18 protein-coding genes are annotated in these 21,916 nt (G+C 51.6%); 8 read left to right on the forward strand and 10 right to left on the reverse strand.

Annotated features, from left to right (window positions below; all coding sequences use genetic code 11):
- Positions 1-37 precede the first annotated feature (37 nt).
- Positions 38-1,066, forward strand: coding sequence for a Mal regulon transcriptional regulator MalI (locus JSN25_RS15525; RefSeq protein WP_038640443.1), 1,029 nt, complete (start codon positions 38-40; stop codon positions 1,064-1,066).
- A 45-nt stretch (positions 1,067-1,111) separates the two neighbouring features.
- Here the strand turns inward: JSN25_RS15525 and JSN25_RS15530 are convergent, their stop codons facing one another.
- Entirely contained in the window at positions 1,112-2,620 is a 1,509-nt protein-coding gene (locus JSN25_RS15530) for a YdgA family protein (protein ID WP_150344999.1), read from the reverse strand.
- Positions 2,621-2,726: 106 nt separating this feature from the next.
- Positions 2,727-3,902, reverse strand: a complete 1,176-nt coding sequence (gene manA / locus JSN25_RS15535) for a mannose-6-phosphate isomerase (RefSeq protein WP_087856361.1) — start codon at positions 3,900-3,902, stop codon at positions 2,727-2,729.
- Between the two features lie 262 nt (positions 3,903-4,164).
- Between manA and fumB the strand changes: the two genes are divergently transcribed.
- Both fumB and fumC read left to right on the forward strand, forming a co-directional pair.
- A complete protein-coding gene (gene fumB / locus JSN25_RS15540) occupies positions 4,165-5,811 on the forward strand; it encodes a class I fumarate hydratase (RefSeq protein ID WP_061381392.1) in 1,647 nt (548 codons plus the stop codon).
- A 140-nt stretch (positions 5,812-5,951) separates the two neighbouring features.
- Complete coding sequence (fumC, locus tag JSN25_RS15545; RefSeq protein ID WP_042308585.1) at positions 5,952-7,355, forward strand: class II fumarate hydratase; 1,404 nt, start codon at positions 5,952-5,954, stop codon at positions 7,353-7,355.
- On the opposite strand, the gene tus is transcribed toward fumC, so the two are convergent.
- Complete coding sequence (tus, locus tag JSN25_RS15550) at positions 7,352-8,281, reverse strand: DNA replication terminus site-binding protein (protein WP_150345002.1); 930 nt, start codon at positions 8,279-8,281, stop codon at positions 7,352-7,354. The two genes, fumC and tus, sit on opposite strands and share 4 nt — an antisense overlap.
- Before the next feature lie 74 nt (positions 8,282-8,355).
- Positions 8,356-9,657 (reverse strand): two-component system sensor histidine kinase RstB, encoded by a 1,302-nt coding sequence (rstB, locus tag JSN25_RS15555; protein WP_137347245.1) that lies wholly within the window; start codon positions 9,655-9,657, stop codon positions 8,356-8,358.
- Positions 9,658-9,722: 65 nt separating this feature from the next.
- On the opposite strand from rstB, the gene JSN25_RS15560 reads away from it, so the two are divergent.
- Positions 9,723-10,067, forward strand: coding sequence for a DUF1294 domain-containing protein (locus JSN25_RS15560; protein ID WP_159121227.1), 345 nt, complete (start codon positions 9,723-9,725; stop codon positions 10,065-10,067).
- A 25-nt stretch (positions 10,068-10,092) separates the two neighbouring features.
- On the opposite strand, the gene JSN25_RS15565 is transcribed toward JSN25_RS15560, so the two are convergent.
- Entirely contained in the window at positions 10,093-10,884 is a 792-nt protein-coding gene (locus JSN25_RS15565) for an MBL fold metallo-hydrolase (RefSeq protein WP_204525101.1), read from the reverse strand.
- 343 nt (positions 10,885-11,227) lie between these two features.
- On the opposite strand from JSN25_RS15565, the gene JSN25_RS15570 reads away from it, so the two are divergent.
- Positions 11,228-12,256: a HoxN/HupN/NixA family nickel/cobalt transporter gene (locus JSN25_RS15570; protein ID WP_174331213.1), complete on the forward strand. Its 1,029-nt coding sequence runs from the start codon at positions 11,228-11,230 to the stop codon at positions 12,254-12,256.
- A 54-nt stretch (positions 12,257-12,310) separates the two neighbouring features.
- Here the strand turns inward: JSN25_RS15570 and JSN25_RS15575 are convergent, their stop codons facing one another.
- Both JSN25_RS15575 and rstA read right to left on the reverse strand, forming a co-directional pair.
- Positions 12,311-13,651 (reverse strand): L-cystine transporter, encoded by a 1,341-nt coding sequence (locus JSN25_RS15575; protein WP_069324184.1) that lies wholly within the window; start codon positions 13,649-13,651, stop codon positions 12,311-12,313.
- A 243-nt stretch (positions 13,652-13,894) separates the two neighbouring features.
- Positions 13,895-14,629 carry a two-component system response regulator RstA gene (gene rstA, locus JSN25_RS15580; RefSeq protein WP_204525102.1) on the reverse strand — a complete coding sequence of 245 codons (735 nt, stop codon included), beginning with the start codon at positions 14,627-14,629 and terminating at the stop codon, positions 13,895-13,897.
- A gap of 126 nt (positions 14,630-14,755) precedes the next feature.
- Here rstA and JSN25_RS15585 point away from each other — a divergent pair, with 126 nt between their 5' ends.
- Positions 14,756-15,091 carry a GlpM family protein gene (locus JSN25_RS15585; protein ID WP_032939759.1) on the forward strand — a complete coding sequence of 112 codons (336 nt, stop codon included), beginning with the start codon at positions 14,756-14,758 and terminating at the stop codon, positions 15,089-15,091.
- On the opposite strand, the gene folM is transcribed toward JSN25_RS15585, so the two are convergent.
- From folM to ydgH, 3 genes are all read right to left on the reverse strand, one after another.
- Positions 15,088-15,810: a dihydromonapterin reductase gene (gene folM / locus JSN25_RS15590; RefSeq protein ID WP_204525103.1), complete on the reverse strand. Its 723-nt coding sequence runs from the start codon at positions 15,808-15,810 to the stop codon at positions 15,088-15,090. The genes JSN25_RS15585 and folM overlap by 4 nt on opposite strands.
- Before the next feature lie 36 nt (positions 15,811-15,846).
- Positions 15,847-17,229, reverse strand: a complete 1,383-nt coding sequence (locus JSN25_RS15595; protein ID WP_038640468.1) for an amino acid permease — start codon at positions 17,227-17,229, stop codon at positions 15,847-15,849.
- A gap of 246 nt (positions 17,230-17,475) precedes the next feature.
- Positions 17,476-18,420 carry a DUF1471 family protein YdgH gene (gene ydgH, locus JSN25_RS15600; RefSeq protein ID WP_204525104.1) on the reverse strand — a complete coding sequence of 315 codons (945 nt, stop codon included), beginning with the start codon at positions 18,418-18,420 and terminating at the stop codon, positions 17,476-17,478.
- A gap of 525 nt (positions 18,421-18,945) precedes the next feature.
- Here ydgH and pntA point away from each other — a divergent pair.
- Both pntA and pntB read left to right on the forward strand, forming a co-directional pair.
- A complete protein-coding gene (pntA, locus tag JSN25_RS15605) occupies positions 18,946-20,475 on the forward strand; it encodes a Re/Si-specific NAD(P)(+) transhydrogenase subunit alpha (protein WP_204525105.1) in 1,530 nt (509 codons plus the stop codon).
- A 10-nt stretch (positions 20,476-20,485) separates the two neighbouring features.
- Positions 20,486-21,874: a Re/Si-specific NAD(P)(+) transhydrogenase subunit beta gene (gene pntB, locus JSN25_RS15610; protein ID WP_038640472.1), complete on the forward strand. Its 1,389-nt coding sequence runs from the start codon at positions 20,486-20,488 to the stop codon at positions 21,872-21,874.
- Positions 21,875-21,916 lie beyond the last annotated feature (42 nt).

Below are 21,916 nucleotides of genomic sequence, written 5' to 3' on the forward strand. Positions count from 1 at the left end.
TTTTATCCGTCACGTTATCAGGGAGTTTTCTGTTTTTATGGCTATAGCCAAAAAAATAACGATCCATGATGTTGCGCTGGCTGCGGGTGTTTCGGTCAGTACCGTCTCATTGGTACTCAGTGGCAAAGGACGTATTTCATCAGCAACCGGTGAACGGGTAAATGCTGCCATTGAGCAACTGGGGTTTGTGCGTAATCGACAAGCATCAGCCCTGCGCGGTGGGCAGAGCGGGGTAGTGGGGTTGATCGTGCGCGATCTTTCTACGCCGTTTTACGCCGAGCTAACGGCGGGGCTGACGGAAGCATTAGAAGCTCAGGGGCGCATGGTCTTCTTACTGCATGGCGGTAAAGACGGCGAACAGCTGACACAGCGCTTCACCCTGTTACTTAATCAAGGGGTTGATGGCGTGGTGATCGCCGGGGCCGCGGGCAGCAGTGACGCGCTACAGCAACTGGCCGCTGAGAAAGGGATCCCGGTGGTGTTTGCGTCACGCGCCAGCTATATGGATGACGTTGACACCGTCAGACCTGATAACATGCAGGCCGCGCAACTTCTGGTTGAACAACTGATACGTCATGGGCATCAGCGCATTGCCTGGCTGGGCGGGCAAAGCTCTTCATTAACCCGGGCAGAGCGCGTCGGCGGCTATTGTGCGACATTGTTAAAGTATGGTTTGCCGTTTCATAGCGACTGGGTACTGGAGTGTTCATCCAGCCAAAAGCAGGCCGCGGAAGAGGTGACGGCGCTGTTACGCCGGAATCCCACAATCAGTGCGGTGGTGTGCTACAACGAAACCATTGCCGTAGGCGCCTGGTTTGGCCTGATGAGAGCAGGGCGACAGAGTGGTGAAACAGGCGTAGATCGCTACTTTGAACAGCAAATATCCTTGGCCGGATTTGCCGATGTGGCGGAAAGCGCGCTGGATGACATTCCCATCATTTGGGCCTGCACGCCTGCCCGAGAAATGGGATACACCCTTGCGGAACGCATGCTACAACGCATTGGCCACGATGAAAGCCATTCGCGCAATCTGACGCTTGCCGCCCGACTGGTCGTCGCGAAATAAAAAAAGCCCGATAAGCAAAGTTATCGGGCCTGTCGTAAGGGATATTTACTGTTGCGGGGCAGCAGGCGCGTCCGGCTCAGCAAAGGTAGGCATACCGAACATGCCAACAAACTCATCCAGCGACATTTTCTGTCCGTTCAGTGTTACCTGACCGTTCGCATATTGCAGGCTGGAACCGATAACGTTGTCCTGCAGCGTCGTAATACGGAACATCTGACCCATCGCCGCGAGGCCATTAACCTGCTGCTTCGCCAGACCCGCCGCTTCTTCCTGCTGATATCCTTCCAGTTTGGCAATCTGCGTCATGAATTCAGTCGCCATGTCGACAGGGATCGTCAGCTTAGCGTCCAGTGATTTGACGGAGCGATCCACTTCCTGGGCCAGCGTTTGCGGCTCCACGGTGTTTGCGGTCGGATCTTTCAGCAGTAGAGACAGATTAAAGGCGGTTTCACCTTTCGCATTTTTCCAGCTCAGTGGCGCAATGGTGATAACCGGTTCGCCTTTCATCAGAATCGGCAGGGCATTAAAGAAGGCTTCGGTGACTTTCTGCTGATATAGCTCCGGGTTTTGCACCACATCTATCTGTGACATCAACGCCTTGGTCTGGGCGCTATACTGCTGACTGAACTGGTGCAGGGCTTCACCATCAATCTGACCCACTTTCAGCGTCAGTTTGCCGCTACCCATATCCTGGCCCTGCAGTTTAAGGCTGTTCAGAGTGTAATCCAGCTGGCTGTTGACGGTTTTACCCTCGTTGATCAGATCGGATTTACCATCGATACCCATGCCTTCCAGAACCGCCAACTCTTTACCCTCGACTGAAATTGACAGTTTTTCGAGTGACAACTTCTGGTCGCCAATACGCTCACCAAAGCTGGCGATACTGCTGGAACCTTCAGTTTTCAGGTTATTGAAGGTAATTTGTACCTTCTGGTTGTACTCATTGACCGCATTAACCAGACCACTTTGCGCATCGCCAGTCAGCGAAACCGCATTACCGTCTTTGTCAGCCGTAAACTGGAATTCCCCGCCGCTGAAGGCCACTTTTTCATCGCCATTCTCGTAGTTCAGCGGTTTGAGTGAGAGATCGGAGCGGGTATCGCCGCTGTAACCGATACGGGAGTTAATGATGAATGGCGTTTCACCTTTGGCAATGTCGAACAGTGGTTTGGTGACGTCGTTATTCACCAACGTTGTTTTCACCGAGGCCATAGCGGGAACCAGATTCAGCGACTTCAGCTGTGCCAGCGGGAAAGGGCCGTGATCAACCGTTTCATTAAGGACGATGCTCTGCCCCGGCTTCAGCCAGGAATCTTGCTGCCCGGTGATGGGTTTAACCACCAGTTGCAGTTGGCTATTGAACACGCCGCGCTGATAGTTTTGATAACTCAGTTCAATTCCCGCCTCAGGGGAGTAGCGTTTCAACTGATTGTTTGCCTGTGTCACCATCTCGGCGAGATGCGTTTCGAGTTTTTTACCTGTGTACCAGGCGCCGCCCGTCCAGACGATACCCAGTGCAACCACTACACCCGCAGCTACCAGCGATTTTTTCATTTTGATATCCATAAAATAAAACCAGGCGTTTGAAGACGCCTGGAGGAGTGACTTGTCTTTAACTCACTACAGCTTAGCAAGAGTTGTTAAAAATATCAGTATCTTGCTACAGCTTGTTATAAACCCGAGCTAAACGGCCCTTGCCGCTGACGTTGACCGGCGATTCATTCGCACTAATAAAGGCCGACTCACCCGGCTGCAGTACCAGACGCTGCTCACCTTTGCTCAACACGGCTTCACCCTCAATGCAGAACAGAATTGCGGCGCTTTGCTGGCCGATCTCTGCGCCAGTGGCCGTTAACTCATGTAGAGAAAACGCGAAATCGTCGACCGGAATGGGGAAGTCCAGTTCGCCATCCGTTTTAACCGGTGTGGTCAGCAACTGGTTTGCAGGTTTAGCGACAAATTTAACGTTGGCGACCAGTTCCGGGATATCAATATATTTTGGCGTCAGTCCGGCGCGCAGCACGTTGTCCGAGTTAGCCATCACCTCCAGCGCCACACCTTGCAGGTAGGCGTGCGGGGTTTCAGCAAACAAGAACATGGCCTCGCCGGGATTGAGTTTAACCACGTTGAGCAGCAGTGGGGAAAAGAGTCCGCTGTCGTTAGGGTAGAAGTCGGCGATCAGGCGGATGGTTTGCCAGGGTTCACCCTGCTGGCTGTTCAGCGCCGATTTCAGGATCGCCAGGGCATGGGATTTCTCCTCATCCTGCATATTCAGCAAACTGGCGAATAGATAGCTCAGACGCTCTGCACTCGGCTCCTGCAGGAAATGCGCAATAGCCGGATGCGCGGCGGAAACGGGTTGTAATAACGCAACAATTTCGGAGAACTCACGAAATGCGTTCATTGCCAGGAAAGGCGTCAAAGCAAAAACCAGTTCTGGTTTGTGGTTAGGATCTTTGTAGTTGCGCTCGGCGGCATCCATTGGGATCCCGGCGGCGTTTTCTTTGGCAAACCCGATTTCAGAATTGTGCTTGTTAGGATGAACCTGAATCGAAAGGGGTTGCGCGGCGCAGAGCACTTTAAACAGGAAGGGCAGTTCACCAAAGCGTTTGGCAACGGCATCACCTAATAGCGCGGATTTATCGCGTTCAATAACGTCGCGCAAAGCAACCGTCTGACCATCAGCGCTCTGAACCTGCGAACTGCTTTTTGGGTGCGCCCCCATCCAAAGTTCAGCCATCGGTTGCTGAGTTGGGTTGGCAATCCCATAAAGTTCCGTTAACGCAGTTTTACTTCCCCAGGCGTAGTTCTGCACTGAGTTGATGAGTTTTTGCATTCTCAAGCCCTGTTTGAATGTGGAATTTTCTCTGGCTATTAAACCAAGAAACCCTGAGGGAAGTAACCTGCGCATGTAAAAAGTCGTACTTGTCTCAGTTTTTGTTAAAAAATTGTGTAGGATATGGTGACTCGCTTTTAATACCCTGAGTATTTCCGGTTGCAGAAAGCCTTGCCTTCTCCAACCCGACTTACGGCAGGGAAGCAGGGCAATGGAACATCTGCCCAGAGAATAACCAGACCTAGCAGTAAGTGAGAGCACAATGTCAAACAAACCCTTTCATTATCAGCATCCTTTCCCGCTTAAAAAGGATGATACCGAATACTATCTGCTGACCAGCGACTATGTCTCCGTTGCCGAATTCGAAGGGCAGGAGGTTATTAAAGTCGCGCCGCAAGCGCTAACCCTGCTGGCTCGTCAGGCTTTTCATGATGCGTCGTTTATGCTTCGTCCTGCGCATCAGCAGCAGGTTGCTGATATCCTGCGTGACCCTGAGGCCAGCGAAAACGACAAATATGTGGCCCTGCAATTCCTGCGTAACTCCGACATCGCGGCGAAAGGTATTTTGCCGACCTGTCAGGATACCGGCACAGCGATAATCGTGGGTAAAAAAGGTCAGCGTGTCTGGACCGGCGGCGGAGATGAAGCGGCACTGGCACGAGGGGTCTATAACACCTACATCGAAGACAACCTGCGCTATTCACAAAACGCCGCGCTGGATATGTATAAAGAAGTGAACACTGGCACTAACCTGCCGGCTCAGATCGATCTGTATACCGTTGACGGCGATGAATACAAATTCTTGTGTATTGCTAAAGGCGGTGGTTCGGCAAACAAAACCTATCTGTACCAGGAAACCAAAGCGCTGCTCACGCCGGGCAAATTAAAAAATTACCTGGTCGAGAAGATGCGTACGCTGGGAACAGCGGCTTGTCCGCCGTATCATATCGCGTTTGTGATTGGTGGAACGTCGGCGGAAGCGACGCTGAAAACCGTCAAGTTGGCTTCGGCGAAATACTACGACGAACTGCCGACCGAAGGTAACGAGCATGGTCAGGCATTCCGCGATGTGGAGCTGGAAAAAGAGCTGTTGATAGAAGCGCAGAATTTGGGGCTGGGCGCGCAGTTTGGTGGGAAGTACTTCGCTCATGATATTCGCGTGATCCGTCTGCCGCGTCACGGCGCGTCGTGTCCGGTTGGCATGGGCGTTTCTTGCTCAGCCGATCGAAATATCAAAGCTAAGATCAACCGTGAAGGCATTTGGATCGAAAAACTGGAGCATAATCCTGGCAAATATATCCCAGAAGAGCTGCGTCAGGCAGGCGAAGGCGAAGCGGTGCGCGTTGACCTCAATCGGCCGATGAAAGAGATCCTGGCCCAGTTGTCGCAGTACCCAGTGTCCACGCGTCTGTCACTCAACGGAACCATTATTGTTGGTCGTGATATTGCGCATGCGAAACTGAAAGAACGTCTGGATAACGGTGAAAGTTTGCCGCAGTATGTTAAAGATCACCCGATCTATTACGCCGGTCCGGCAAAAACGCCGGAAGGCTATGCCTCTGGTTCACTTGGCCCAACTACAGCCGGACGTATGGACTCATATGTCGACCAGCTTCAGGCCGCGGGCGGCAGTATGATCATGCTGGCGAAAGGCAACCGCAGCCAGCAGGTGACCGATGCCTGCCATAAGCACGGCGGCTTCTACTTAGGTAGCATTGGCGGCCCCGCAGCGGTGCTTGCCCAGGGCAGTATCAAGAGTCTGGAATGCGTGGAATATCCTGAACTGGGGATGGAAGCCATCTGGAAAATTGAAGTGGAAGATTTCCCGGCGTTTATCCTGGTGGATGACAAAGGTAATGATTTCTTCAAGCAAATTCAGACGTCGCAGTGCGCACGCTGCGTTAAGTAACGTCAGCCGCCCTTAGGGGCGGTTTTTTTTCCGCACGAACCACCAAACGACAGTTTAATCCTCGTTAATACTGATAAGACCAATGCAAGTGGGCAATGTCGAAACATAACCTAATCAATTCTTAATGTAAGGAGCAGGTAATGGTAACGGTACGCCGCGAGAATGATTCAATGGGCGCAATTGATGTTCCTGCCGATAAGCTTTGGGGGGCGCAAACCCAACGTTCGCTGGAGCATTTTCGTATCTCTACGGAGAAAATGCCGGTCTTGCTGATCCATGCGCTGGCGCTGACGAAACGGGCGGCTGCCAAGGTTAATTTAGATCTCGGGCTGCTGGCGGAAGATAAAGCCACCGCGATTATGCAGGCCGCAGATGAAGTATTGGCGGACAAACATCGGGATGAGTTTCCGTTGGCCATTTGGCAGACGGGGTCCGGCACGCAAAGCAATATGAATATGAATGAGGTGCTGGCAAACCGTGCCAGCGAATTGCTGGGCGGCGTGCGGGGAATGGAGCGAAAAGTTCACCCCAACGATGATGTTAATAAAAGCCAAAGCTCGAATGATGTCTTTCCGACAGCGATGCATGTTGCCGCGCTGCTGGCGCTGCGCAAATCACTGATCCCGCAATTAACGGTGTTGACCAAAACGCTCAGTGATAAATCCCACGCGTTTGCCGATATCGTCAAAATTGGCCGGACGCATCTGCAAGATGCGACCCCGCTTACGCTTGGGCAGGAAATTTCCGGCTGGGTGGCGATGCTCGAACATAACCTCAGACACATTGAAAACAGTTTACCCCATGTGGCGGAACTGGCGTTGGGGGGAACGGCGGTGGGAACTGGACTGAACACCCATCCTGAATATGCTCGTCGGGTCGCGGATGAGTTGAAGGTCATTACCTGCGCGCCGTTTGTTACTGCACCGAATAAATTTGAAGCACTGGCGACCTGCGATGCGTTGGTTCACGCCCACGGAGCGCTCAAGGGGCTGGCGGCGTCACTGATGAAAATCGCCAACGATGTGCGTTGGCTGGCATCCGGTCCGCGTTGTGGTATTGGTGAAATTTCAATTCCTGAAAACGAACCGGGTAGCTCCATTATGCCGGGTAAAGTCAATCCGACTCAGTGTGAGGCGCTGACCATGCTTTGTTGCCAGGTGATGGGCAATGATGTTGCCATTAATATGGGCGGGGCGTCAGGTAACTTTGAGCTTAACGTTTATCGACCGATGGTCATCCACAACTTCCTGCAATCAGTGCGTTTGCTGGCGGACGGGATGGAAAGCTTTAACGAGCATTGCGCGACGGGTATTGCACCCAATCGTGAGCGAATCGACCAGTTACTCAACGAGTCGCTGATGCTGGTTACCGCACTCAATACCCATATCGGTTACGACAAAGCCGCTGAGATAGCCAAAAAAGCGCACAAGGAAGGGCTGACGTTAAAAGCATCTGCCCTGGCGCTGGGATATTTAACCGAAGCGGAGTTCGACAGTTGGGTACGACCGGAACTGATGGTTGGCAGCATGCGACCGGGCAGTTAATCAGCAACGTACAGGTGCAGTCGGGGAATAATCAATCTCAACGGCTGCGCCTGAGGTTTAAAACGATGCTGAACGTTGTCGGCATCGTAATTCAGTAACTCGCCGATATCGGGTACGGTCATTCCGTTGTTGTTGTTGATTAGCGCAATCAGCGGCGTCGGGCAGGCGTATTGCACCTGTTTTTGCTCTCCTTTGTACCAGACGCGGGCGATGGGCTGCACTTTCACCGGTCTTTTAATCTTCAGTTTTGCCTGCTGTGGCAGGGCTGCGATGTCCTGATATTCCCGCTCCAGCTTCGCCTGCCACTCTTCACGCGTCCATGGGTGTACGCTGCGCGGCGACGTCAGACTCTTTTCCAGTTGCTGCAGGACTTCATCGCGCTTCAGGTTCTTAATGATGTGTTTGTTAGCCCAGCCAAAGCGCAGGGTGGCGGGTTCTTTCACCAGCGTGAGGGTACGATAGGCATTCAACGTAATCAGTCCTGGCAGGTGGCGATGCACCCATTCGAAACGTGCCGCCGGCGCCAGTCCCGATTCCACAGTGACAATGCGCTCAAACGTTGTTTTCAACTGGTTAATACGCTGAATTTGTTCTTCCAGAGCGCTCTGCGCCGCGTTATCCACCTGATAGCACAACACGCCAGGAAGACGGACGGCCGCTTTGCTGCTGCGGTTCTCGGATTGCTGCTGAATAAACAGATGGCGATAGTGACGCAGTGCCAGCGATTCAGCCTCTTTGCCTAAATGTTGTTTTACATCGATGCTCTGCAAAGGGGCATGTTCTGCCTCCTTGACGACTTCTGGTAACGAGAACACGCGTGCAATCAGCAGTGTCTGCTGCAACAAATTTTCGCTCAGCAGCGCCAGTTCCTGTTCCATCTGGCGGAAGGTGCTGTTCAGACGGTCAACGAGATCGTAACGGGCCATGCGTTTTACCCTTTTAGTTACAACATACTTTTTTATAGCACAACATTTGCCGCCTGACCACCGAGCGGCATGGGTCAGGCAGTGGGAAATTCAGGAATGTTATGCCAGACGGGCCAACTGAAAGAAAAACGGGCGCCGCCCAGTTCACTTTCATCGCAAACGACTGTACCGCCCATAGCCAATGCGATCGAGTGGACGATGGCTAACCCAAGTCCGCAACCACCGGTCGCCCGGTCACGACTGGGATCGAGGCGTACAAATGGCTCAAAAACTTGTTCACGCGCCGCAGGTGCGATACCCGGACCGTCGTCTTCCACGATCAGTGTCGCCTGGTTGCCGTCCAGCTGCAGACTGGCTTGTACCGTCGACTGGCAATAGCGCAGGGCGTTATTCAGCAGATTATCCAGCACGCGCTCCATCAGGCGCATATCCAATGCACCGTAGTCGCCACTCTGAAGATGGCGTAGCCGCACCTCATGGTCAGGATTGACGCTTTGCACATCCTCAAGATGGGTTGTCAGCCAAAGGGGCAGGTCGGGTACGCTAAGCTTCAATTCATTTTGTGGGCGATCCAACCGGGCGTAGGTCAGTAACTCTTCGATCAACGCTTCCAACTGGCCGATATCACGATTCAGTGCCTGAGATTCTTGCTCGGTGAGGTTCTCACTCATCTCCAGTCGGTAACGTAAGCGTACCAGTGGAGTTCGAAGCTCATGGGCAATACCATCAATAAGCTGTTTTTTACTGGCGATCAGCGCATTGATATTGTCCGCCATCTGGTTAAACGCCACACCAAGACGCTCAAAACTGGAACCGTTATCAAAATGGAGGCGTTCGCCCAGATGTCCCTCACCAAAACGTTGTGCTGCGGCTTCCAGCCGGAGCATTTCCTGCCAGTGGGGGCGCATCCAGATAAACACCGGGAAGGCCAGCGAAATGGCAATGAACGCCATCAGCGCGATGTCCAGCAAGCGCATTTGATGCAGAAAATAGAGATAGGGTACCGGGCCGACGGCCAGCACGTAATGGCTGCGCGGGATTCGTTGAATAAAAGTGTACTGATCGTCAAGCGCGACAATATCGCCTTCGCGCAGGCGCTGCATGGTTGGGGCATCCAGCGTGTATTTATTCAGCGGTTCAACGCGCAGATCAAAAGAGAGGTTCAAATCCATCTCCTTTAGCGTCTTACCCCAGTCACGTGGTGGGATCTCGCGCAGTTCACTGCGCATCAGGTACAACGAGCTTTTCATTAAATCGTCGAGCGACTGTCTGCCCGCGCGTTCTGCGGTGAATTTGTATACAAGGCCGACCAGCAAGGTCATCACCAGAAAGCAGACAAACAGCAGGAGATAAAACTGTACAAACAGCTTCTTCATATAAAATCACCGAATACCCAATATAATGCGTACTGATACTCTCAAAATTGTTGTGATATAAAAATATGAATTTCAATCGTTGTTGTTATTTGCTACTCATTTTCGCAGCAACAGGCTGTATTTTCACCGCACATCCCGTGGTTACGTGGCTAATAGTTGCCAATATACTGACGATGGCGCTATACGGCGTCGACAAAATGGCCGCTCGTAAGGCCTGGCGCAGGGTGCCTGAGTCTACTTTGCTGATGTTTGGTGTTGTTGGCGGGTGGGGGGGCGCGATAGCGGGTCAACAAATTTTCCGCCATAAAACACAAAAGCAGCCATTCAAAACCTATTTTGTTATTAGCGTGATAGTCAGTCTCTCGCTGATGGGGGCGGTTTATCAGTTCTATCCATTTTCATCTTCCTGAGTGAGGGAGAGAGTAAACGGCCCGATTATCTAAGGCAGGAGATATACTTTTCGCCTGAACGGCGTACGATTTCATCGGCATTGTCCTTAATATCTTTTCCCTCAAATGCACCGTAGAGTTGTTTAAATTTTACCGTACTCAGGCGGTGAGTGATGTCGCTGACCGTTGCGGCTGGCAGCGGCAGCATATTGGGGTAACTCCACATAAAGGAGACGGCATGCGTCCCTGGTGTGACCTGAACGATGTCGCCGGAAAGCACCAGGCCTTCATTTCGTGCCCAGTGCAAAACACAGCCGCCGGAAAAGTGTCCCCCCAGTCGTATCACACTGACGTCCTGGGCGAGTTCAAGGGTGTCGCCTTGCCAAAATCTAATCCACGGGCTGTTGCGCATCACCCACTCGCTATCACTGGCATGGAGGTAAATCGGGGCGTTAAATTCTGCAGCCCAGTCCTGCATCGTTGTGTAGTAGTGAGGGTGTGATATCGCAATAGCCTTAAGCCCGCCCAGAGACGCTATTAGCATTTTCGTGGCATCATCGAGCGTAGCAATACAGTCCCACAGAATATTGCCCTCGGGAGTACGTAGAATAAATGCCCGCTGGTTAATCGCAAAATCCGGAACGGTGCGGATGCTGAGAAGAACGCCGTTGTGTTGTTGCCACTTATTTGTATGTGAAGCACAAAGGGCGGAAAAATCGATCCATTTCTGCCCTGTCGCGGGGACATACTGGCGTTCATCATTACAGATAGCGCAATGTTGTGGATGAGAATCCGTTTTCTCATAGGATGTCCCGCAGGCTTTGCATAAAACAATCATCGCGTTTCCTCATTTAACAACCACAATCAGCATGGCACACGGAGACATAAGAATGTGCCCATTAGTGCTCTGGGCCATAATCTTCTGCGGAATGCTTTAATGCCTGATTCTTGATTTCGGAGTTAAAGCCGGTTTTTGTAAGAGGGGGACAACGCGACTATCTACCCCTGTGCGTAGCGGAGTGAGCGATGGCGGAACTCGCATCAGTGGTAATCAACTTTGATCTATGACACTGGGTTGGTAATTCTTAAGAGTTATCATTAGCCTGGTAAACGTTTTATTAATCAATCAGTGAACGGCGGTGTAGTGTGTTGTTTAGCGCAAATTTGACAGGCTGGAAACAATGAACGCATTGTTTTCAATATTAAAAAAACGCCCAAACATTATTTCGTTGATGGTTTTACTCATCGGGGCAAACATTGTGGCGTGGCTGTGGGCTTTCACCGCGTTTAGCAACAACACGTCGTTACTGGCGCTGAGTCTAATCGCGTGGTGCTATGGTTTGCGCCATGCCGTGGATGCCGACCATATTGCTGCTATAGATAGCGCGACGCGCAAACTGATGCAGCAGAAAAAACGCGCCCTGACGACGGGAGCCTGGTTTTCCCTTGGTCACTCCACCATTGTTGTGCTGGCAAGCATTGGCATTGCGCTGACCACCAGCGTTTTTAAGCAGCATATGACCTGGTTTCAGAATGTCGGCGGTCTTATCGGTACCACGGTCTCTGCCGCATTTCTGCTGATTCTGGCCACTATCAATCTCATTATCTTCTGCCATGTCTGGAAGGCTTTTCGCCATCTTAAACGCACCGGTACTTACGCTGGCAACACGGAAAATATTACGGTTTCAGGTCCTTTGAACTGGATTTTTCGCTCAGCTTTCCGCCTGGTAGGTAAAGACTGGCATATGTATTTTGTCGGTTTTCTGTTTGGTCTGGGTTTTGATACCGCCACTGAAATTTCTCTGCTGGGTATTTCCGCTTCAAGCGCGTCCAGTGGCATGTCGGTCTGGTCAATATTAGTTTTCCCGGCGCTGTTTACCTGCGGGATGGCGCTGATTGATTGCCTTGACAGCATCCTGATGGTTGAGGCCTATGGATGGGCGTTTAATAAGCCGCAGCGCAAGCTTTATTACAATATGACCATCACCGGAACCTCGGTGATTGTTGCGCTATTTATCGGTGGACTGGAGGCGTTGGGACTTCTCTCTGACGCATTTTCACTCCAGGGAGGATTATGGGATACCGTCAGCAATTTGAGTGACCATATGGGCAATGTCGGCTTTGTGATTATTGGCGTTTTTATCTGCTGCTGGATTATTTCTGCCGTGAATTACCGTTGGAAAAAATACGACGGACTGACATTCAGTTGACACAAAAGAAAGCCTTCCGTTTACAGGAAGGCTTAGTTCTTACTGGAAGGCTGATTAATTCGCGTTCACGCGTTGCGGTTCTTCTGCTCTTTTTTTCAGGAGCCTGTTAGCCAGTACGCCTGACATCATCGAACCATTCACGTTGAGTGCCGTTCTGGCCATATCAACGACAGGCTCTATAGCAATGAAAATCCCCACCAGCGCGACAGGGAAGTTCAGCGTTGAAAGGACGATCAGCGCAGCAAATGTTCCGCCGCCACCAACGCCCGCCACTCCGATGGAACCCAGCGCAATCGCAGGTAGCATGGCGAGCAAAAAATGCACCGATAGCGGATCAATGCCAATAGTTGGCGCAATCATCGCCACCATAATAGCCGGATAGATCCCGGCGCAGCCGTTTTGACCCATGCTGGAGCCGAATGAGGCCGCAATATTGGCAATGGTGTTTTGCACGCCAAACTTTTCCTGCGCGGTAATAGCCAGTGGAATAGATGCCGCACTGCTGCGTGACACAAAGGCAAAGGTTAATACTGGCCAGACGGTTTTAAAATAGTGAACCGGATTATTGCCACTCAGCACCAGTATTAGCGCGTGGACGATAAACATCATCAGAATGGCAAGGTAACAGGCTGCAATAAAGCCTAACAGACTGGCAAATTGTTCAAGTCGATACGCGGAAAATACGCCTGCCATTAATGCCATCACGCCATAAGGGGTGAGGGCAATAACGATACGTACCATCTTCATCACCCAAATCTGGATGGCGTTAATGCCGGCACTTAATTTTTCACCTTCTTGCGGGGCGTCTTGTTTGACCTTTAATAATGCCACGCCGGCAAGTAGCGTGAAGATAACAATGCCTATGACGGAAACACTTCTGGCCCCGGTCAGATCGAGGAAAATGTTCGTGGGGATCAGGGAGGTCATCAGTTTTGGTAGTGAAATGGCGGCAGTTTTACTCACATCATCCGCCGTCAGCGTGGACTGCATATGAACAAATGCGCTGGCGTCCAGACCTAATACATGCGCAGTCAGTAGCCCAATAAACCCGGCAATCATTACCAGGCAGAGCATGCATCCGACGATGGTTAACGACATTTTCCCAATGCCTGCACTATTTTCGAGCTTATTAATGGCTGAGAGAATAGAGATGAAAATCAGCGGAACCGCAACCAGCTTTAGTAAATTCACATAGCCATTGCCGATAACGTTATACCAACCGATCACTGTTTTACTGTCGTCGGCAGCAATGAGATGCAGGGATAAGCCGATAACGGCGCCAAGAAAAATAGCGATGAAGACACTTTTTGAAAGAGAGTGACTTTTTTGGTTGATTCTGAAAATTGCCCATGAACAAACCAAAAAGAACGCGATATACGCGAGCGTAACGAACATATTGTAGCCTCTTGCCTCATTCAGCACCTGAAATGCCGGAAAGAGTTTTGTTATTGCGAAATAAACCTGAACCATAAGGTTCAGGACCGCGACGGATTATAGAGAGGGGGGAAGTCAGCAGCCACACAAAAAATGTGGAAACCAGCCGGATGGCGGTTGTATGCCTGTTCTGTAAACAATTTTTCGTGACGGTGTAACGTATTGTGATAAATCCAGCCGATCTGCGAGACCGGCCTGATGGCATTATTTCTGTGGCTCGTCGTCCCAGGCGTGCGGTGCAAACAGGTAACCTTTGTTGCGTACCGTTTTGATTCGATAGGGCTCAGTGGCGTTATCAAGCAGTTTTTTACGTAATCGGGAAATCGCCACATCAACGCTGCGATCCATACCGTCATAGCTTACACCGCGCAGGTTCTTCAGCAGCGCATCGCGGTCCATAATCTGCCCGGCATGAGTCGCCAGCTCCCACAATAATTCAAAATCGGCGGTGGAAAGAGAGACTTGCTCGCCGCCGAGTAGCACGGAGCGGTTGGTTGGGTCGACAACGAGTGTACCAAAGCGTAGCGTTGTGTGCGGCGTGATGGTCGCTGCCTGAATACCTTTAGACTGGGCTGAATGTTCGCTCTGACGCAAATGCAGGCGAAGTCGCGCAAGCAGTACGGCCGGAGGGGTTGTTTTAAGGATGTAGTCGCAGGCCCCCATTTCCAGCGCCAGGATATGGTTCATGTCGCTGTCCAGAGAGGTCAGCAGAACAATCGGACCCTGCCAGCGTCCACGTAAATCGCGGCAGATTGTCATCCCGTCTTTGCCCGGCAGCATGATATCTAATAACACCAGATCGGGTTGAACTTGCAGGATTCTCTCCTCGGCCAAATCACCACGAGGTTCAAGAATAACCTCAATGTCATGCCGGGCCAGATAGGCGGCAATCAGCGAGCCAACTTCAGGATCATCTTCAACAAATACAATGGTGTTCATATCATTCATTTTGAATATAAAACGCCAACATACACCGCCCTCGTTTTTCCTTCCATTAATCTTTTCTAAACAAGATTGCTTCCGTTATGCTAGGGACTGATGTTATTGATGTGTTAAGGCAGGGTAATGGGACTCGTTATCAAAGCGGCGCTGGGTGCGCTGGTGGTGGTGTTGATTGGTTTGCTCGCTAAAACAAAGAATTACTATATTGCTGGATTAATCCCGCTGTTCCCGACATTCGCGTTGATTGCCCATTATATCGTGGCCAGTGAGCGTGGAATCGAGGCGTTGCGTACCACCATTGTATTCAGCATGTGGTCGATTATTCCCTATTTTGTCTACCTCGTTTCGCTGTGGTATTTCACCGGCTTTATGCGCTTACCCGTCGCGCTCGGCGGGTCAGTAGTGTGCTGGAGCCTGAGCGCGTGGTTGCTGATTTTTTGTTGGATTAAACTGCATTAACGCAGATGACGCCCGCCATCAAGAGCAAAACTACGTCCTGTGACAAAGCAACTGGTCAATAGATAGTCAATTAAATCAATGACTTCTTTTTCACCGGGCGCCGTTTTCATCAGTGATTTATTCAGAGCCTGCTGGCGATATTCAGCATCGTCACTCTCGTTGAACAGGATCAGCGAGGGGGCAATCGCATTCACTTTGACTTCCGGCGCCAGTTTGCGGGCGAACGAGCGAGTCATATTGTCCAGCGCCGCTTTACTGGCAGCATAAGCGATGTGCTTGTCGCTGCCACGCTCCACAACATAATCCGTAAAATGGATAATATCGCTGGCTGCATGTCCATGACCGCGTAACAACCCTTCCAGGGCGTGGTTGAGTAGGTAGGGCGTATTGACATGAATCTGCATCATGGCCGACAGCACTTCGGTTAGCGGCGTGCCCGGCTTTTCTGCAACCCAGGCACTGGCATTATGCACAATGGCGCGCAAACCGGTCGTCTGCCTTTTAACCTCATCGGCAAAGGCTAACACGCCTTTATCGGTAGAAAAGTCAGCCTGGATACACAACGCGCCAGCTTCGCATAAGCCATCAATGGCCGGGTAATGTGTCCGATAGCTGACAATAACTGGCTGTCTTTGATTGAGAAAATGCCATGCGACGGCGAGGCCGATGCGACGACCTCCTCCAGTGATAAGTATCGGCAAAGGGGGCTTTTTACCCATCGTAATCTCCAGGTTTCGCGAACGATGGGGATAGCGTTACCCCACCAACATCCAGGTCGCCGGAACTGCAGCAATAAGCAGCAGGCCGATCAGCGCCATCTCCTGACGTTTTAATACATTTTCATGCGCGTGTGTTTTACGGGCATAAAGGAAAACCAGTAGTCCCGGCGCATATAGCACCACAGACAGCAGCAGGTGCATCGGACCTGACGCATACAATAACCATATGCCATAAATGCTCGCACCGACACCGACGGCTTTATGCAACGGACGGGTAGCGATTTTCAGCAAAAATGCGCCGACCAACAAATAGGGCACCAGAATCATCTCTGAGGCAATAGTCAGTAGCGTATTGTAGTCGGAACCTGTGAGCCAGATCAGCACCAGACAGATTTGGACGCAGATGTTGGTCAGCCACAGCGACGCGGATGGCGCTCCCTGCGCATTCTGACGCGCGAAAATCCGTGGAAACGCTTTGTGGGTAGCGGCGAGGAATGGCACTTCCGCCGCCATAATCGTCCAGCTTAAATAGGCACCGCAAACGGAGACAATCAGACCCGCGGCAATAATAATTTCGCCCCATGGTCCCATCATTTTTACCATCAGACCGGCCATTGATGGGTTGCGGATTTCTGCCAGTTCTGGACGCGCGACAACACCCAGCGACAGCAGGGTGACCAACAGATAAACGCCCAGTGCGGCAAGCACCGCCAGCAGCGTGGCGCGTCCGACATCGCGTTTGTTTCGTGCGCGGGCGGAAACCACCACTGCGCCTTCCACACCGATGAATACCCAAAGGGTAATGAGCATAGTGTTTTTGACCTGCTCCCAGACGGGGACGCCCAACGCGACACCGGTAAAATCCAGACTGAAGGTATCGAGCTTAAACAGCATGAACGCCAACACGATAAACAGGCCAAGCGGCAGCAATTTGGCCAGGGTCGCGACCAGGTTTATGCTGGCTGCGGTTTGCACCCCACGCAGCACCAGAAAGTGGACGATCCACAGCAGCATTGATGCGCCAACGATAGCCTGCCAGGTATTACCATCGCCAAAAAGGCGTAATTCCGGCGTATCGGTAAAGAAGCTGAGCGCAGAGAAGACGATAACCAGATACGAAACGTTAGCGATAACGGCGCATAGCCAGTATCCCCATGCAGAGCAGAAGCCAATCAGTTCCCCGAAACCTTCGCGCGCGTAGGTAAAAATGCCACCGTCCAGTTCAGGTCGGATACGCGTCAGGATCAGCATGGCAAAGGCGAGTAGCAGAATACCCGCACCGGTAATCGCCCAACCAATCAGTAATGCAGCCGGGCTGGCAACCGCCGCCATATTTTGTGGCAGGCTGAAAACACCAGCGCCGAGCATTGAGCTTAGAACCAGCGCGGTCAGTGCGCTCAGACCCAATTTCTTTTCCATTTGTATCCAGTTACTAAAACGAGAGTGAGAGAATAATTATTTTGGCAAACCGCATAAAAATGGTGAAAGCCACTAAGGCGCGGGATTTTACGGAGAGAAGAGAACGCATGCAATGGGGATAGAGAGATTTGTGACTAATAGTGTGAAAAGTTGTCTTAATATTCGTGTTTTTTGTTCGGGCTGAGGGCTTAACAAGGGAAAATTATCAGGCCTACAAGCGCTGCAGACCTGATAAAGCATAGGATATTACTTATACAGATCAGCGCTGATGGTCATGTTGTTACCACGTTCTGACCACTGGCGAGTAATGTGATAATACTTCGCGCCTTTCTTCGCTGCTCGCTTGGCAACCTGATAAGAGACTTCGGTCATATTACCGTAGTTACCGGTGAACTTGATGCTGTCGAACGGAACCATCATGGCAGCAGTCGCTTTATTCAGCTCTTCAACTTTCGTGCCATCCGGCAGCGTGACGGTGTAACGTCCACCTTTGGTGGATTGCGTTTCGAAGAAGCGGCCAACTTCAGCACTCGGAGATGCGGTAGTCGCAACGCCCGGGATCTCAACTTTCTTCGCGGCTTCACCACCTGCAGCTAATGCGGCGCGACCGGCATCAGAATCAGCCGGGATTGCATCAGGGCTTTGTACTACGCGTTTTTTCGCATCCGCTTTATAGATGAATGCGGTAATACGCTGGTTACCACCCTGGTTGGCATCGACCTGGCGAACGATATAGAAGGAGTAGGCCCCTTTCTCTTTCGCCGCTTTGGTGATGGCATCATTCACTTCAGGCTGGCTGCGGTAGAAGCCCTGTACCGTAACGGTATCGTAAGGTTCTATCAGAACGGCCTGATCTTTAGGTAACTCCATCACACCGTTAATAATACGGTTTTTGGATGCTTCCGCTTTTTCAGCGTCGGCTTTATAGATGTCGGCTACAACGCGCCAGTTACCGCCACTGCCAAAATCTGAGGTATCAACAACATAAAAAGAGGCTGCACCGTCTTTATCTGCACGACGTGATACGGCATCCACCGCGTCACCGATCGCATTAAAACGACCGGTAACCACAATGCGGTCATAGGGTTTCAGGGCAGCAGCTTGCTCCGGCGTCAATTCTGTCGCTGCATTTACAGAAAAAGCAGTCGCAGAAATAAGTGCGGACGCCAGGAGAGAGTTCTTAAGCTTCATAAAAATAATCCTTCGCCTTGCGCAAACCAGGTACTGGTATTGTTATTGACTAGAAACGTCGCTGATTATTGCATTTAAATTGTGTCAGTGTCTGCGTCATTTTTCACTCATCGTGCCACAGGGTGTAACAGTGTCGATAACATTTTGTGATATGTCCAAAAATTCGGCGTTTGGAGGCTAAAACTGATAAAACAGTTGAATTTCATAAGTTAATTTAATGTTAATCAATTGTTCCATGGTGGCGCTTAATCATGTTTTGCCGCTTCGCTTGAGCGAATTATCAGCCTTTGCGGGCTATTTAAAGGGCATTATCCCTGTCTGTGGGCTAATTCATCCCTGATTTGCGAATTTCATAATAAATACTGTTTTTTGGCGCTAGATCACAGGCTCCATTTTCAGTAGGTTATACAGAGTTTGTTACTGTTTTATTTTATTGAGGTAACACTGACCTCTTTCGAGAGTGCGCGCATGCCTCTTGTAAACATTGATAAACCATCATCATAAATACAGATGGAAGGGAACATTATGCGAATTGGCATACCAAAAGAACGGTTAACCAATGAAACCCGTGTCGCAGCTACACCGAAGACGGTTGAGCAGCTGCTGAAACTGGGTTTTAGCGTCGCGGTTGAAAGCGGCGCAGGTCAACTGGCGAGTTTTGACGATAACGCGTTTGTGCAGGCAGGCGCAGAAATTGTGGACGGGAATGCTGTCTGGCAGTCAGAGATTATTCTGAAGGTCAATGCGCCGGAAGAGGCGGAAATCCCGTTGTTGAATCCGGGCACGACGCTGGTGAGTTTTCTTTGGCCTGCGCAAAACCCTGAGCTGCTGCAAAAGCTTGCAGAGCGCAATGTGACGGTGATGGCGATGGACTCCGTGCCGCGTATTTCGCGTGCGCAGTCGCTTGATGCCTTAAGCTCGATGGCAAATATCGCCGGCTATCGCGCCATTGTTGAAGCCGCCCATGAATTTGGCCGCTTCTTTACCGGACAGATCACCGCCGCGGGTAAGGTTCCGCCTGCCAAGGTCATGGTGATTGGTGCGGGTGTGGCAGGGCTTGCGGCGATCGGGGCGGCAAACAGCCTGGGCGCTATCGTCCGTGCTTTTGACACCCGTCCGGAAGTGAAAGAACAAGTTCAGAGTATGGGCGCTGAATTCCTCGAACTGGACTTTAAAGAAGAGGCGGGCAGCGGCGACGGTTACGCTAAGGTGATGTCCGAAGCCTTCATCAAAGCCGAGATGGCGCTTTTCGCCGCTCAGGCAAAAGATGTCGACATTATCGTTACAACGGCATTGATCCCGGGTAAACCTGCGCCGAAACTGATCACCCGTGAAATGGTTGATTCGATGAAAGCGGGGAGTGTAATTGTCGATCTCGCCGCGCAAAACGGCGGTAACTGTGAATATACCGTGCCTAACCAGGTGACCACCACCGAGAACGGTGTGAAGGTTATCGGTTATACCGATTTGCCTGGTCGTCTGCCGACGCAGTCTTCCCAACTGTACGGTACCAACCTCGTCAACCTGCTCAAACTGTTGTGCAAAGAGAAAGACGGCAACATTACCGTTGATTTTGACGACGTGGTGGTGCGTGGCGTGACGGTGGTTCGTGAGGGTGAAATCACCTGGCCTGCGCCGCCGATCCAGGTTTCAGCTCAGCCGCAGGCTGCGCCAAAAGCGGCTCCCGCGCCGAAAGAAGAGAAAAAACCGGTTTCACCATGGCGTAAATATGCGCTGATGGCGCTGGTAGTCATTTTGTTTGGCTGGCTTGCCGACGTCGCCCCGAAAGAGTTCCTCGGTCACTTTACGGTGTTCGCGCTTTCCTGCGTGGTGGGTTACTACGTGGTCTGGAATGTGTCGCACGCGTTGCATACTCCGCTGATGTCTGTGACCAACGCCATCTCCGGGATTATCGTTGTCGGCGCGTTGTTACAAATTGGCCAGGGTGGCTGGGTGAGTTTCCTGAGCTTTATCGCGGTGCTTATTGCCAGCATTAATATTTTCGGTGGCTTCACCGTGACTCAGCGCATGCTGAAAATGTTCCGGAAAAACTAAGGGGTAACATATGTCTGGAGGATTAGTTACAGCTGCATACATTGTTGCCGCGATCCTGTTTATTTTCAGCCTGGCGGGACTTTCGAAACACGAAACCTCCCAGCAGGGTAACAACTACGGTATCGCCGGGATGGCGATTGCGCTGATTGCGACGATTTTTGGCCCGGATACCGGCAATGTTGCCTGGATCCTGGTAGCGATGATCATCGGCGGCGCGATTGGTATCCGCCTGGCGAAAAAAGTCGAGATGACCGAGATGCCGGAGCTGGTGGCGATTCTGCACAGCTTCGTTGGTCTGGCGGCGGTACTGGTGGGCTTTAACAGCTACCTGTATCACGACACGGGCCTGGAACCGATTCTGGTGAACATTCACCTGACAGAAGTGTTCCTCGGTATCTTTATCGGTGCGGTGACCTTTACCGGTTCCGTGGTGGCCTTTGGCAAACTGCGCGGCAAGATCTCCTCTAAACCGCTGATGCTGCCAAACCGTCACAAAATGAACCTCGCGGCGCTGGTCGTTTCCTTCCTGCTGTTGGTGGTGTTTGTTCGTACTGAAAGCGTTGGCCTGCAGGTTCTGGCGCTGCTGGTGATGACCATTATTGCGCTGGCTTTTGGCTGGCATCTGGTGGCGTCCATCGGTGGTGCAGACATGCCGGTAGTCGTTTCAATGCTCAACTCGTACTCCGGATGGGCGGCGGCGGCGGCGGGCTTTATGCTGAGCAACGATCTGCTGATCGTTACCGGTGCGCTGGTAGGTTCGAGCGGTGCGATCCTGTCTTACATTATGTGTAAAGCAATGAACCGTTCGTTCATCAGCGTTATTGCGGGCGGCTTCGGTTCTGATGGCTCATCTACGGGTTCTGATGAAGAAGTGGGTGAACACCGGGAGATTAATGCAGAAGACACAGCAGAAATGCTGAAGAACTCGCATTCCGTGATCATCACTCCGGGCTACGGTATGGCTGTGGCTCAGGCGCAATATCCGGTGGCGGAAATCACTGAGAAGTTGCGTGCCCGCGGCATCAAAGTGCGTTTCGGGATCCACCCGGTAGCAGGGCGTTTGCCGGGTCATATGAACGTGCTGCTGGCGGAAGCCAAAGTGCCATATGACATCGTGCTGGAAATGGATGAAATCAATGATGATTTCGCCGACACCGATACCGTACTGGTTATTGGCGCCAACGATACGGTAAACCCGGCGGCGCAGGATGACCCACGCAGCCCGATCGCCGGTATGCCAGTGCTGGAAGTGTGGAAAGCGCAGAACGTTATCGTGTTTAAACGTTCAATGAACACCGGCTATGCTGGCGTACAAAACCCGCTGTTCTTTAAAGAAAACACCCATATGCTGTTTGGCGATGCCAAGGCCAGCGTGGATGCGATTCTGAAAGCGCTGTAATCGTTAGCTAAAAGTAAGACGGCCTCTGCGGAGGCCGTTTTT

This window comes from Citrobacter cronae (genome assembly GCF_016893685.1).
In the GTDB taxonomy this organism is placed as follows: domain Bacteria; phylum Pseudomonadota; class Gammaproteobacteria; order Enterobacterales; family Enterobacteriaceae; genus Citrobacter; species Citrobacter werkmanii.